Genomic DNA, 13,083 nt, shown 5'->3' with positions numbered 1-13,083 from the left:
TTTGTTTACTCCGGTATCACAAACCCGTAGCGGGTCATGATGTCGTGTACTTTGTCGGTCGCCATAAACGCGGCAAACGCCAACGCTTCGGGCTTGTTACCGCCACGCCTGGTGACCACATAGCCCTGGGTCAGCGGATTGTGCAGCGTATCGTCAATCAGGTAGTGATCATGCCTGGCCAGGTCGGGAAACTTTGCCAGAGACAGGGCGATGATGCCCACCTGTGCAGCGCCGGATTCAGTCATCTGGGCGGTGTGCGCAATGTTTTCGCCGAACACCAGTTTGCTCTGCACAGCGTCCCACACACCTGTCGATTGCATCGCCTCTTTCGCACGCAGACCGTAGGGAGCATGCGAGGGCTGGGCAATGGCAATGCGGGTAATCGCCTCTGAAGTCAGGTCTTCAAGGGTAAGGTCGGCGGCGTTCAGGATGTTGCTCCAGATCACAATCCGGCCAATGGCATAGACAGCCGGTTCAGTGGTTGTCAGGCCCTTATTCCTGAGTTGCTGGGGGAAGGCGATGTCGGCCGAAAAGAAGATATCGTAAGGTGCACCGTTAGTGATCTGCGTGGTCATTTTCCCCGATGAGCCGTAGATAACCTCAATGGCGACATCGGGACGCACCTCACGATAGAGGTTCACAATGTCATCCAGTGCATAACGCAGATCAGAGGCTGCCGCGATACGCATGGGCTCGCTGGCATGCATCGCGGAGGTCAACAACAGAAGAGTCAGTATCACAAGCAACCGACCCGGTTTTTCGAATAGGGGCATTGTCGATCTCCGAGCAAGAATTGGTGTGATTATGCTGTGGCCGGACCGGATGCTCTTCACGTTATATCCAATTGAATATAACGTGAAGAATAGGGCCAGATCGCCGGATCGTCAACCCAGGACGAATATCGACCAATCAGTGGGGACTGCTGGGAGGGGACGACGCCAGAAGGGCCGAGAGTTCGCTCAATTCATCGGCCACTGCCGCTGCCGTCTTTTCTTCGATTTGTCGGTACAAAGCCAGTACGCGCTCACCCAGCGGCGTAATCCGGGCACCCCCGCCGCCACTGCCCCCCGCAGCGGTTTCAATCAGGGGAGAAGAAAAACACTGGTTCATGGTGTCAACCAGCAACCAGGCCCGGCGATAGCTCATCCCCATCTGCCGGGATGCGGCCGAGATGGACCCAGTGGCGATAATACGCTCCAGTAGTTCCGCTTTCCCCGGACCGATAGCGATAGCTTTTCCGAAAAGGATACGTTGCCGCAGGCGCAATAACGAAGTACCTGATTTCATAATATTGTGCTCGACCGATACGATCACTGATTTTGCCACAATAGACATGGGGGCAACGAATTTAACAGTTCATCAGGGCCCGGTCGGCGACGCCTTTGAGGTTCAAAGCATAACTGGCGGCTCCGCAATAAGTGATTTTCAGCCACCCGAATGCCCGCGCTGGCGCGACACCTCTCAAGCGCGAGATCGTTTATCGTCTCAGCGAGGTGCCGCACAAAACGAGGTGGCTACTTCAGTTCAGAAAGACTGGCTCCAAAATTGATATGAAACGGCGAACCATCCAGAAGCAGGGCAGGTACGGATTTGACCCCTGCTGACTCAGCTTCTGCAATTCGGGATTTGTCATTCCCAAGATGCACGATTTCCACATCATACTGAACGGGGTCTATTGCCCTGGCTACACTGTCCTCAGCCGCCACACAAACCGGGCAACCAGCGTGATAAAAAACTGCTTTTGCTTTCATAACTTCTCTCCAGTCCTTAAGTTACAATCATGTTCGAAATACACCCAAACGGTAGCGCTATTGTCAGTTGCAAAAAAGCGGGAACCGGAAGGTGTGGTAGGCACTTTATGGTGTAACTTAATGAATATTAATGAGAAAAAAATAAATTCCCGCGCCAGCAATGTCTACCGCAAGCTTGAAGACGTGGTTGGCTGCAAATGGTCGGTGTCGGTCCTACTGGCCATTGATGCCGGGATCTCCCGCCCCGGCGCACTGGAGCGCCACATTTCCGGCATCTCAACGAAAGTGCTGTCTGAACGACTGCGAAAACTGACTACTTATGGTTTGCTCGAGAAGCAGAGTTTCCCGGAGGTGCCACCTCGCACGGAGTATTCATTGACACCATCGGGCATAAAACTCATCAGCATCATTCAACAGATTCACACTCTGGATTCAACACTTCAAGAGACGAGACCCAAGCAACTCAACCGCAACTAATAAAGTAGCGGCGGCCGGCTCTGATTCGCTACACCCCAAGCCCTGCGCCACAGAACTGGATGAACAAAGAACGTTACACACTATGGGTATCATCGAGTCGATAACACTTCTGGGAATCATGATTGCACTTGCTGTGATGCCAAGTACCAGTGTCGCACTGGTTGTCACACGCTCTGTCACTCTGAGCGTCCATAATGGTATAGCGGTCGCTGCGGGAGTTGTTGTCGGCGATCTGATCTTTGTCTTACTGGTAATACTGGGTCTATCTGTGCTGGCAGAGACCCTGGCCAGCCTGTTTCTGATCGTCAGATATCTTGGCGCGACCTATCTGATCTGGTTTGGCTTCTCATTGCTGACAAGAAAACACACCACCGGGTTTATGATCGACAACCCAGCGGGAAAAGGACGTTTCACAACGAGCTTCCTTGCTGGCCTCGCCCTGACGCTCGGGGATCTCAAGGCCATCTTTTTCTACCTTAGCCTGTTTCCCGTGTTTATTGATTTAGCCGCACTCCAGCTTACTGACGTTTTCATTATCATGGCAGTCACAGTGGTGGCTGTGGGTGGCGTGAAAGTCGTCTATGCATGTTCAGCAGCAAAAATTGCCGCCCTCTCGAAAGGCCTACCGTTTGAGCCCGCCATCAGAAAAACAGCAGGTGGTGCGATGATCGGAGCGGGAAGTTATATGATCGTACAAAGCTGACAACCACATCTGCAGGTATAGATCATCAATATTAACGAGAACTGCTTATTTTCCTGTTAAGATTATCTTCGGCTGGGAGCTCTATGGACAGCATTGATTAACCTTGTGATTCGGTTACCCTATGTTGCCCTAGGCAGCCAACCACCACCCCTCAAAGATAACAATAAGAGGTACCACCATGCCCTTTTCTCCGGAACATCTAACCGAATTGAACTTGCTGGTCATGTTCAGCACCCCCACACTGCAGGAAGGCATCAAGGTTCACCGAAATGAGGCGGCACCCGAACTGGTGGCAGCAGCCGAGCGCCTGCATCAAAAGGGTTTAATCACAAACAGGGACGGTGGCTATCTGACTGATCTGGGTTTCGAAACGGTCGATCACACCCAGAAACTACTGGGCATTCTCTCAACCGACTGAAGCGACAAACTGCCTCTTTCGGGAACCTCATTGAACAGAACATTCAGGACGATAAATGAAACATAAAATCACAATCCTGTTTGCCATGACGTTTTTTATTGTCGGCAATGGTTATGGCATTTTGGCACATCAGGCACATGCGGCCTCAAATGAAACAAACACCCTGTGTAGCACTTTCACCCTGCCCGACTCGAACAAGGTGTATCTGTTTGCCTACAGGGAGCATCAGCCGCGTGAGAGCATTGCCCAATTGGTCAGAAAGGAAACCGCCCTGGCGCTGGACGATATCGCTGATGAGGTGATAATCGTCCAGAATAGCGAACAGGCAAAAGCAGACGGGCTTTTATTGAAAATCAAGGTGCTCAATATCGCCCGGGGCAACCTGTTCACTAGGATCGATTTCCGGTATGAATTGATTGAAAACACCGGAAAAGCAGAAATTCTCAACGAAACTGACGTATTAACGTCAAACTTTGGTTTTAAAAAACTGACTGGCGATGTGGGCAGAGAAATTGTGCGAAACATCACCCCGTTGATCGATTGTTTTGAGGCTCGCAGGCAGTAAATCCTGCCAGCCCATCATGTTGCGGGGCTATTATGGCACCAGATGCCTGATGACCAGTTGCGAGGCAATGAAGCAGATAGAGAAGAAAATCACCATTGCCATGATACCCGCCAGAATCACGGATTTTGGATTGGTCTCCAACAGGTCCGATGCCCTCTTCATGCCACGCCTTCTTTGCAGGGCAAACACCAGACAGAACGCCTGGGTAATAATCTCAAGTGCACTGAGATTTTTCGGCTTGGTCTCCTCCGCCTCATCCTGCCGGGAATCTACTTCAGTGGCGGTTTCTGGCGCAGTATCCTGCTGATTTCTGTTGGTCATAATCATTGGCACTCATCACTTGGAAAGGCAACTGCTGCTTCAGTAGCGTACTGGACACAGCTGCCAACAATGGATTTTCAACCAGGCGCCGAATCACACCCGGTAGAGTGTGGTATTCGCGGCACCGCGACTTATTCAGCGCCGCTGCGAACTGCCGTACCGACAGAATCCTGCAACGGCCCCAGTGGATTGCGGCGGGTTTCTTCTTCATCAATCAAAGGAACACCGCTCCAGATCTTGTAGACCACCGTATTGTGGTCAATCACGATCAGGGCATTAAAGTTCCAACCGTTGCGAATACGCTCACGCTTGAATTTTAGCAAGTCCAGCACTACATTGCCCACCCGTTTGCTGTTGCTGACGCTGGGCGTTGCCTCATAGGCCAGACACTTCTCGCGGGATTTGAGACAGGTTCTGACACTGGGGGGTAACTCATCATTTGTCACGGAACTGTTTGGGCTGAATTTCTGGATGATGTCGAGGTAGGAAAGAATTCTGACATTGGGGGCGCTATAAGGATCAAAACCCAGATCCTGCAGGTCATCGGTAGTGGTTTCGTTAAGAATGATGCTGTCGTAGGAGGCCTTGGCCTCCTCAAAACTGTTCCACTGGGACTTCGTCTTGGCCCCACCTTTGGGCAAACCGCTACTGCACGATGACAGCACTATCGCCATCAGTACCACCAACAGCGAAAGAGGGACCCAGTACGTCTGACGAATCTTAACTGCTTTGTTCATAGCGCCCGGCTTGACTTTATGAAGACGGTTCAATCATTACATTAAAGGTAAAGAGCCGTCCACTCTGCCTGCAACGTATTTATATTTGCTGTTTTACAGCCGGTTTGGCACCCTTACGGCCTGCTCAGATAACGTCAAAGCCGTCCCGGCCAAGACCACCCTCATTCATCAATATTTCACGGAGTCCCCATGACATTAGAAGAAGCAAAAGCACTGCGCGAAAGCTGGGGCGACAAGCCTTGCAACCACCCATCCTTTGCCGACGAATACATGTTTGGCTCAAAGACAGGGGATTTTGTCTGTGAACAGTGTGGCCGGTCGTTCACCAAACGTCAGAGAGACAACCTGAGCCAGGCAGACAACCCAAGGCTTAACCGGTTTCTGCAACAGAAGGATCTCATCAAGGAGCGACTCGACACTCTATCCCAGCGCAAGAGCAAGCTCACAGAAGTAGCCCAGAGCGAATCCGGTAGTTCTGTAATGTTGCTGGAAGCATTATTGAAGGATCAAGAGCAATTGATTCTGCGCGCCGAAGAGTTGATTCAGATAATGGACCAAACCTGATTACAGCCGCGCATCCGGCTGAGATGCCCCCCAATAATTCATTACAGTTCAGGAGGCAAAGCCATTAACGCAGAGCCATTCAGCTCACTGGCTTGCCCCCTGGATGGCAATGCCCTGACACGCCATGGCACAACGTGGCGCTGCGCCAGTGGACACAGCTTCGATATCGCCAGGCAGGGCTATACCCACTTATTGCCCGTGCAGAAAAAACGCTCCGCCGACCCCGGCGACAGCAAAATAATGGTGGCGGCACGCCAGCGCTTCCTGAACGCGGGTCATTATCAGCCCATAGCAGATGCCGTGAGCCACACAGTTCTGGCAGAGCTCCCTACCAACACCACTGCGAACTGCCTCGATGCCGGTTGCGGTGAAGGCTACTACCTGCGACAGCTGAGGACAGCGGCAGGCGGCGATGGACACTCGCTTGCCCTGATGGGGCTGGATATTTCGAAGTGGGCTGTCCTCTCTGCGGCCAAGCAGGCCGCCACCATGCCGGGACCTGCAACAGCCACTATCTCTCCCTGGGCCAACTGGGTAGTGGGTAGCAATGCCAATTTGCCGGTATTGAGCGGTACACTTGACGGACTGCTGTGTATTTTTGGTTTTCCCGTCTATTCCGAATTTGCCCGGGTATTGAAACCCGGCAGCATCCTGTATCAGGTGGAGACCGGACCCGATCACCTCCGGGAATTGCGCGATATCATCTACCCCCGCACAAAACACACACACATGCCCGAGCCGCCGCAACCGGCGGGATTCACGCATCGCTCCAGCGAAAGCATTTGCTACCACCTCTCACTGACAGACGCTGGATCCATAGCTGACCTGCTTGCCATGACCCCACACCTGTATCGCGCTTCGGCCGAGGGCCGGGCCAAAGCGGCAGCACTGACTAACCTGCAAGTCACCGTCGATGTGGTGCTGTCGCGTTTCGAATGTCACTAGGGTCAGCGGCCCCAGCATCCCTGTAACACCGACCATGCCGGCCAATTGACAAACCCTGTCCCCCTACAGCGGATTTACCGAATTACTCAGTGAAGGTCTAATGATGGGTGTCTAGGTGGCGATGTGGCGACCCATGGAGATTTTTCTCTATTGGTAGTGGCCAATTGTTCGCCGCCGCCGAACTTACCTCCGACTGGCAGAAATGCCCCTGACAGTAATGCCAACACTTGCCACCTGAAAAGGCATAAAATAGTCCGCCTGCTGAAAGACGACTTATGCCTCCCCACCGAAAACAGGATACAAGCACCGGTATGATCAATTTACCCAACTGCCCGCAATGCAACTCCGAATACACCTATGAAGATGGCAGTCTATTTATTTGCCCGGAATGTGCCCACGAATGGTCCCCAGAAGCCCCACCGGAAAAAACCCAGCAAAAACCTGCCGTCAAAGATGCCAACGGCAATATTCTCAACGACGGTGATACCGTGAACGTGATCAAAGATCTGAAGGTAAAGGGCTCGTCGCTGGTAGTAAAAGTGGGCACTAAGGTAAAAAATATTCGCCTGGTGGAAGGTGATCACGATATCGACTGCAAAATTGACGGTATTGGCGCCATGCAGCTCAAATCAGCCTTTGTGAAAAAGAACTGAACGGCATGCCCCAAACGAGCTTGCCACCTTCGCAAGAAGGGGTGACAAAACAGGTGAAACTCTGGCTGGAAACCATCGTGGTGGGGTTAAACCTGTGCCCTTTTGCCAAACGGGAGCTGGTGAAAGACAGAATCCGCTTTTTTGTTTCGGCAGCAACCAACGAGGAAATGCTGCTCAGCGACCTGGAAGCAGAGCTGGAAAGGCTCGATCGGGACACATCCATCGAAACAACGCTGATTATTCACCCACAGGTGTTGGCAGACTTTTTCGATTATCAGCAATTTTTGATCTGGGCTGGCCAGGTGTTGAAGCGCATGGGATTCCGGGGCGTTTTTCAGATTGCCAGCTTTCATCCCGACTACCAGTTTCTCAACAGCCTCAAACAGGCGCCGGGAAATTACACCAACCGCTCTCCCTATCCCATGCTTCATCTGCTTCGCGAAGACAGCCTGGCAAATGCCATCGCCAATTACCCCGACACGCGCAAAATACCGGAGCGCAATATCGCTCACCTCGAAAGCCTGGGGCACGAACAGTTGCACGCGCTATTTTCCACTGTGGGTCAGCATAGCGAAACCCCCTAGGACAACTAATTTATACATTGACTTTTTCGGCTATAGTCGGCCTTCCCTACCACCGGCCGCCAGCTGCGACACTCTCACCCGCCCCCTCATGCTATTAACATAATAGTCATATAAAAAAATATTTGATTCTCTTTTTAATGTATTAAAAAATATTAATCAGTATTATTTTTTCATTGCGTATTATCTGGTTTATATTAAACCAGATATGATGCATGCAATGACGAATATCCCATATTTTTTTTCACAATAGAAACTCTCCAAAAAATACAATAAAAATTATATTTATCAAAATCTTACATAAATCAATACGCCGGATAAAAAAATTATTAATAAAAATATAATTCACAAGATATTGAATAAATAACCAATTAAATATAATAATTTTACGGCCGATATGAACCGAATAATCCCGATGCCACCGGGTATCAACCGGACCGGATTTTAACCCGGCTGACAGTTCAGATCGGTCACGGGGCGGGGTAACTCAACGGATACGACGACTCATCCTGCCCGAACAAATATTGAGGCAGGTGCTATAACAATCTGACGCCCGGGTGTCAGATCATTCAACATAGAGAGGAAAAGAGAATGTCCAGTTCATACGAGTTGCACAAAGATAACGAGGGTGCTTTTAACTTTTCACTGAAGACTGAGGATGGAGAGACGATTCTGGTTAGCAAACCCTATTTTTCCAAGGGTTCAGCCATAAATGATATTTCGGAGCTGCAGCATATCTGCAATTACGAGAATAACTATCAAAGAAACGTCTCGGACGGTAACGAGCATTATTTCGAACTCCAGACCCCCAGACGCAAGATCATCGGCACCAGTCCGATGTTCAGCTCGGCGGAGTCTATGGAAAATGCCATTGGTCTGGCCAAATCAGTTGGCACAACCAAAGTCATCAACACTCATTAACCCCCCCTTTCACGCCCTGACCTGATAACCCCGTCAGGTCAGGGCGTTTTTCTGACAGACACCCCACTTAATCGCATTAAACCTTCAGAACCCTGGCACAACTGATCACCAATAATATACAATTAAACATAATGTATTATTATAGATTGAAATATGCCAAAGTCCGTCACTGCAACGCCTGACACTGCCATTGATAATGTTGACGACATCGATCAGATGCGCATTGCCGCCAGTGCTGCCAGTGCATTACTGAAAGGTGTCGCCCATGAAGATCGACTCCTTCTGCTCTGCCTGCTGAGCAGGCATGAGCTGAGTGTCGGGGAAATTGAAGCCCAACTGCACATCCACCAACCCAGCCTATCCCAGCAACTGGGCGTATTGCGGCGGGAAAAGCTGGTAGCCACACGGCGAGAAGGTAAACGCATCTTCTATCGGATAGCGGATCAAAAGGCGCTAGCGCTGGTGACGCTTTTGTACGACCTTTACTGCAGGGTCGACCATTGACCCGGTCACCCGATTTATCAATCACCACTGGTATTTATCATGACTATCGACTGGCAAGCCTTTACTCCCTGGACCTCATTGCTGGGCGGCGCACTGATCGGTCTGGCCGCAGCAGCCTTTGTTCTGCTGAATGGCCGCATCGCAGGAATCTCCGGCATTGTCGGCGGATTGCTCACGCCCAAAAAAGGGGATGCGGGCTGGCGACTGGCCTTTGTAGGGGGCATGATCACTGCACCATTGTTCTGGCTACTGGCCTCTTCTCTGCCAGTCATTCAGATTGACGCGGGCTTTCCGATGCTGGTTGTTGCCGGACTGGTGGTGGGTGTCAGCACCCGATTTGGTGCCGGCTGCACCAGCGGTCACGGTGTCTGCGGCATCTCCCGACTATCGCCCCGCTCTCTGATTGCTACAGGCGCGTTCATGCTGAGCGGCTTTGCGACTGTGTTTATTATTCGCCACCTGTCAGGAGGGCTATAAAATGAACAGATCTCTGCTTTCGGCCTTTATCGCAGGATTGATTTTCGGTATCGGCCTGCTGGTATCCGGCATGGCCAATCCCGCAAAAGTGTTGGGCTTTCTCGATCTCGCAGGACCATGGGATCCCTCCCTGGCTCTGGTCATGAGCGGTGCCGTGGCGGTAGGGCTGATCGCCTTTAACCTGGCCGGTAAGCGCCAGACCTCTCTACTAGGTGACGTCATGCGCCTACCCACCCGACAGGATATCGACAAGCCACTGGTGTTGGGCAGCCTTGGATTTGGCATAGGCTGGGGGCTGGCGGGGTTTTGCCCCGGCCCGGCGCTGGTGGCTCTGGGTGCGGGCGAGCTGAAAGCGCTGGTATTTACCGTCGCCATGTTATCGGGCATGGCCGTTTATGAGCTTCTCCAGCGCCAGCGGCCCAGCTAACACCCCTTGATAATGACAATGCACCTTTTTATCTCTGACCACCCATTGGCGACAGGATCTCTCTGATGCGCAAACTCCTACCCTCGTGGCTGACAGATTATCAGGCAAAGCTATTGCCCAGCGACCTGGTAGCAGCGGTGGTCGTCACCCTGCTACTGATCCCCCAGGGACTCGCCTATGCCGCGCTGGCGGGCTTGCCACCACAACTGGGACTCTATGCCAGCCTGCTGCCACTCCTTGCCTACGCCCTGTTTGGCTCATCCATGGTGATGTCGGTGGGACCGGTGGCAGTTATCTCTCTGATGACCGGAGCCGCGCTGGCCCCGATAGCCGAACCGGGCAGCGCTGAATACATTACCGGGGCTATTATGCTGGCCATGGTATCAGGGATCATGCTGTTTACCTTTGGCCTTTTGCGACTCGGCGCCATGGCCCAGTTTTTAAGTCACCCAGTAATCAGTGGTTTTATCAGTGGCGCGGCATTGCTGATTATTATCGGCCAGTTGCGCCCGTTACTGGGCATCAACAGTCACGGTGAAACCGGTGTTGAACTGGCAGTTGGGCTGATGGCCAACCTGGGTGGCATTCAACCACTCACGGCGGCATTCGGCTTTGCCACGTTTGTGCTGTTATGGCTGGCCAGACACTGGTTGGCAAAACTGCTCATGGGTCTCGGTCTCGCCGAGGGTGCGGCTTCGCTGATTGCCAAACTGATGCCCATCGTGACCGTGCTGGGTAGCGCTGTATTGGTGTCTACAATGGGCTGGGAAACTGACCTTCGCGTGGTCGGGGCTCTACCGGGAGGATTGCCGGTGCTACAGGTGCCGACCATCGATTTCTCGATCGTGAACAAGCTGTGGTTGCCGGCGCTGGCCATCAGTTTGATCGGCTTTGTGGAAAGCGTCTCCATTGCCCAGGCTTTTGCCAGCAAGAACCGGCAACGCATCAATACCAACGCAGAGCTGCGCGGACTGGGTGCCGCCAATATCGCAAGTGCGCTCTCCGGTGCCTTTCCCGTCACTGGTGGCTTTTCACGCACCGCCGTCAATGCCGAAGCAGGTGCCCGCTCGCCACTCTCAGGCATATTTGCGGCAGTCCTGATCGCGTTGTTACTGGTCTTTGCCACTGGGTTATTCCACGCCCTGCCCATGGCGGTACTGGCCGCCACAATCATTATCGCTGCAATCGGTCTGGTGGACATCAAATCATTGATCCACAACTGGCACTACGATCGGGCAGAAGGTATGGCACAGGCGGGAACGGCTTTGGGAGTACTGCTGGCCGGTGTGGAAGTTGGCATTGCCATCGGCATCGCCCTGTCACTGGCAACCCTGGTGTGGCGAGCCAGTCGGCCCCATATTGCCATTGTCGGGCGGGTACCCGATACCGAACACTTTCGCAATGTGAACCGCTATCAGGTCGAAACGCGGGGTGAAATTCTGATACTTCGGGTGGATGAAAACCTGTTCTTTGGCAATGCTGAATCGGTGGAAAAGTTCATTCTTCGCGCCATAGAGGCACAACCAGAAGCTCACCACCTGGTGCTAGTGATGTCGTCAGTCAGCAGTGTCGATGCCACGGCCATGCAAATGCTCGACATGCTCAATGAACGCCTGATTGATGAGGGCATGAAGCTGCACCTGGCAGAAGTAAAAGGTCCGGTACTCTGTCAACTGGAAAACGATACATTCCCCGAACGCCTCAGCGGCGAGATTTTCCTGTCTACCTTTACCGCCTATCAGGCATTACAGATTGCCGAGGAGGAAACCGCACAGCAGTTACAGGAAAACTGACAACTGTTACATTACCTGAACTATCTCAGGATTGCAGACACCCACCATGCGCAGCCATATTTTCCAACACGTGCCCTTCGAGGGTCCCGGCAGTATTGAACCCTGGCTGAGAGCCGCAGGGCACCACATTACCCGAACACCCTTCTTTATCGGTGGGAGTACCTTGCCGGCGATTCCGGATATCGATTCACTGATCGTTATGGGCGGCCCAATGAGCGCCAATGATGAGCAACAATTCCCCTGGCTAGCGCAAGAAAAGGCTTTTATACGCCGGGTCATCGACGCCGGCAAGCCAGTGCTTGGCATCTGCCTCGGTGCGCAATTGATCGCCAGCGCCATGGGCGCAAGAGTTTACCCAAACCCGACCAGAGAAATCGGCTGGTTTCCGATCCATGGTTGCACAGTGCCAGGGGCAAACAACTTTTCCTTCCCCTCATCAGTTAACGTCTTCCACTGGCACGGGGAGACCTTTGACTTGCCACCCGGCGCAATTCGCCTCGCCTCCAGCGAAGCCTGTCGACTACAGGCATTTCAGCTGGGCACATCGGTGATAGGGCTGCAATTTCATCTGGAAACGACGCCGGCATCGGCGAGAGATATTGTCAGCCACTGCGGTGCGGAATTAACACCCGATGACCACGTGCAGGATGCCGCCACTCTTCTCAGTGCCACCACCGAGCACTACCGGACGATTAACCGCTTAATGGGCGAAGTACTTACCTTCCTGCTAGACCCCAATGGAGGCAAAAAATGACTGGAAATCCCATATGATCGGCGTGATTTTTGAGGTTACCCCCACAGCGGAAGGCAAAGCCGAACACCTAGAGACCGCCGCCGAGCTGAAGCTCCCGCTGACTCACAACACATTCACCCTCCCTTCAGCTAAAGATCAGCACCCGGGGCAATTGTCCAAAAATTCAGGTATCAACCGGGCTAGCCTGACAATGGAAGCGACTATACGCCGGAATAACCATACACCCGGATATGTGCCCGAATAACTGCGAACCAGCAAGCCCGAGACCCATCCATCCCGGAGCCATACTGCGGGAAAGGTTTATGCGGAGCTGCGGTTTGTCCGTTGCGAAACTGGCAACGGCGCTGGGCGTTTCCCGACAGCCAGTCAATGAGCTGTTGCTGGAACGCCCTGTTGTCAGCCCGGAAATGGCAATACGCCTTGCACGGCTCTTATTAACAACCCGGCAAATTTTTGGTTGAATATACAAGAATCCCTGGACCTGTGGGAGAT

General features: G+C 52.6%; 21 protein-coding genes. 16 read left to right on the top strand and 5 right to left on the bottom strand.

What is annotated here, in order from left to right:
- Window positions 1–5: 5 nt before the first annotated feature.
- From modA to AACZ64_RS00490, 3 genes are all read right to left on the bottom strand, one after another.
- Window positions 6–773 (bottom strand): molybdate ABC transporter substrate-binding protein, encoded by a 768-nt coding sequence (modA, locus tag AACZ64_RS00500; protein ID WP_293613955.1) that lies wholly within the window; start codon window positions 771–773, stop codon window positions 6–8.
- 136 nt (window positions 774–909) lie between these two features.
- A complete protein-coding gene (locus AACZ64_RS00495) occupies window positions 910–1,287 on the bottom strand; it encodes a LysR family transcriptional regulator (RefSeq protein ID WP_036860961.1) in 378 nt (125 codons plus the stop codon).
- Window positions 1,288–1,514: 227 nt separating this feature from the next.
- Complete coding sequence (locus tag AACZ64_RS00490) at window positions 1,515–1,751, bottom strand: thioredoxin (protein ID WP_036858521.1); 237 nt, start codon at window positions 1,749–1,751, stop codon at window positions 1,515–1,517.
- Window positions 1,752–1,871: 120 nt separating this feature from the next.
- Between AACZ64_RS00490 and AACZ64_RS00485 the strand changes: the two genes are divergently transcribed.
- The 4 genes from AACZ64_RS00485 (at window position 1,872) to AACZ64_RS00470 (ending at window position 3,914) form a co-directional block, all read left to right on the top strand.
- Complete coding sequence (locus tag AACZ64_RS00485) at window positions 1,872–2,228, top strand: helix-turn-helix domain-containing protein (protein ID WP_036858522.1); 357 nt, start codon at window positions 1,872–1,874, stop codon at window positions 2,226–2,228.
- 82 nt (window positions 2,229–2,310) lie between these two features.
- Window positions 2,311–2,931, top strand: a complete 621-nt coding sequence (locus AACZ64_RS00480; RefSeq protein WP_036858523.1) for a LysE family translocator — start codon at window positions 2,311–2,313, stop codon at window positions 2,929–2,931.
- A 178-nt stretch (window positions 2,932–3,109) separates the two neighbouring features.
- Complete coding sequence (locus tag AACZ64_RS00475; protein WP_036858524.1) at window positions 3,110–3,349, top strand: TIGR02647 family protein; 240 nt, start codon at window positions 3,110–3,112, stop codon at window positions 3,347–3,349.
- A gap of 55 nt (window positions 3,350–3,404) precedes the next feature.
- Entirely contained in the window at window positions 3,405–3,914 is a 510-nt protein-coding gene (locus AACZ64_RS00470) for a hypothetical protein (RefSeq protein WP_036858525.1), read from the top strand.
- Between the two features lie 30 nt (window positions 3,915–3,944).
- Here AACZ64_RS00470 and AACZ64_RS00465 read toward each other — a convergent pair whose 3' ends face one another.
- Window positions 3,945–4,235, bottom strand: a complete 291-nt coding sequence (locus AACZ64_RS00465; protein ID WP_152556764.1) for a hypothetical protein — start codon at window positions 4,233–4,235, stop codon at window positions 3,945–3,947.
- A gap of 131 nt (window positions 4,236–4,366) precedes the next feature.
- On the bottom strand, window positions 4,367–4,972 hold the full coding sequence (locus tag AACZ64_RS00460) for a hypothetical protein (RefSeq protein WP_293613956.1): 606 nt from the start codon (window positions 4,970–4,972) through the stop codon (window positions 4,367–4,369).
- A gap of 189 nt (window positions 4,973–5,161) precedes the next feature.
- Here AACZ64_RS00460 and AACZ64_RS00455 point away from each other — a divergent pair, with 189 nt between their 5' ends.
- The 12 genes from AACZ64_RS00455 to AACZ64_RS00400 all read left to right on the top strand — a co-directional run bounded on the left by AACZ64_RS00455 (window position 5,162) and on the right by AACZ64_RS00400 (window position 13,052).
- Window positions 5,162–5,536 carry a hypothetical protein gene (locus AACZ64_RS00455; protein WP_293613957.1) on the top strand — a complete coding sequence of 125 codons (375 nt, stop codon included), beginning with the start codon at window positions 5,162–5,164 and terminating at the stop codon, window positions 5,534–5,536.
- Window positions 5,537–5,548: 12 nt separating this feature from the next.
- Window positions 5,549–6,481, top strand: a complete 933-nt coding sequence (locus AACZ64_RS00450; protein ID WP_339639660.1) for a putative RNA methyltransferase — start codon at window positions 5,549–5,551, stop codon at window positions 6,479–6,481.
- Window positions 6,482–6,792: 311 nt separating this feature from the next.
- Window positions 6,793–7,134: a zinc ribbon domain-containing protein YjdM gene (locus AACZ64_RS00445; RefSeq protein WP_293613958.1), complete on the top strand. Its 342-nt coding sequence runs from the start codon at window positions 6,793–6,795 to the stop codon at window positions 7,132–7,134.
- A 5-nt stretch (window positions 7,135–7,139) separates the two neighbouring features.
- The gene (locus AACZ64_RS00440) at window positions 7,140–7,718 is read left to right on the top strand and encodes a DUF1415 domain-containing protein (RefSeq protein WP_293613959.1); all 579 of its coding nucleotides are present in this window, start codon (window positions 7,140–7,142) and stop codon (window positions 7,716–7,718) included.
- 588 nt (window positions 7,719–8,306) lie between these two features.
- Entirely contained in the window at window positions 8,307–8,636 is a 330-nt protein-coding gene (locus AACZ64_RS00435) for a DUF1508 domain-containing protein (RefSeq protein WP_293613960.1), read from the top strand.
- A gap of 153 nt (window positions 8,637–8,789) precedes the next feature.
- Window positions 8,790–9,140 (top strand): metalloregulator ArsR/SmtB family transcription factor, encoded by a 351-nt coding sequence (locus tag AACZ64_RS00430; protein ID WP_293613961.1) that lies wholly within the window; start codon window positions 8,790–8,792, stop codon window positions 9,138–9,140.
- Between the two features lie 39 nt (window positions 9,141–9,179).
- Window positions 9,180–9,617 (top strand): YeeE/YedE family protein, encoded by a 438-nt coding sequence (locus AACZ64_RS00425; RefSeq protein WP_293613962.1) that lies wholly within the window; start codon window positions 9,180–9,182, stop codon window positions 9,615–9,617.
- 1 nt (window position 9,618) lies between these two features.
- Window positions 9,619–10,044, top strand: coding sequence for a YeeE/YedE family protein (locus tag AACZ64_RS00420; RefSeq protein ID WP_293613963.1), 426 nt, complete (start codon window positions 9,619–9,621; stop codon window positions 10,042–10,044).
- A gap of 65 nt (window positions 10,045–10,109) precedes the next feature.
- Window positions 10,110–11,837, top strand: coding sequence for a SulP family inorganic anion transporter (locus tag AACZ64_RS00415; protein WP_293613964.1), 1,728 nt, complete (start codon window positions 10,110–10,112; stop codon window positions 11,835–11,837).
- Window positions 11,838–11,883: 46 nt separating this feature from the next.
- Window positions 11,884–12,591, top strand: a complete 708-nt coding sequence (locus tag AACZ64_RS00410; RefSeq protein ID WP_293613965.1) for a gamma-glutamyl-gamma-aminobutyrate hydrolase family protein — start codon at window positions 11,884–11,886, stop codon at window positions 12,589–12,591.
- Window positions 12,592–12,604: 13 nt separating this feature from the next.
- Complete coding sequence (locus tag AACZ64_RS00405) at window positions 12,605–12,835, top strand: hypothetical protein (RefSeq protein WP_293613966.1); 231 nt, start codon at window positions 12,605–12,607, stop codon at window positions 12,833–12,835.
- 73 nt (window positions 12,836–12,908) lie between these two features.
- Window positions 12,909–13,052, top strand: coding sequence for a hypothetical protein (locus AACZ64_RS00400; protein ID WP_293613967.1), 144 nt, complete (start codon window positions 12,909–12,911; stop codon window positions 13,050–13,052).
- The last annotated feature ends 31 nt before the right edge of the window (window positions 13,053–13,083 follow it).

It is taken from the genome of uncultured Porticoccus sp., assembly GCF_963975625.1.
Taxonomy (GTDB): domain Bacteria; phylum Pseudomonadota; class Gammaproteobacteria; order Pseudomonadales; family Porticoccaceae; genus Porticoccus.
The sequence above is the reverse complement of the archived record's forward strand: the minus strand, read 5'-3'. Positions and strand labels throughout refer to the sequence as shown.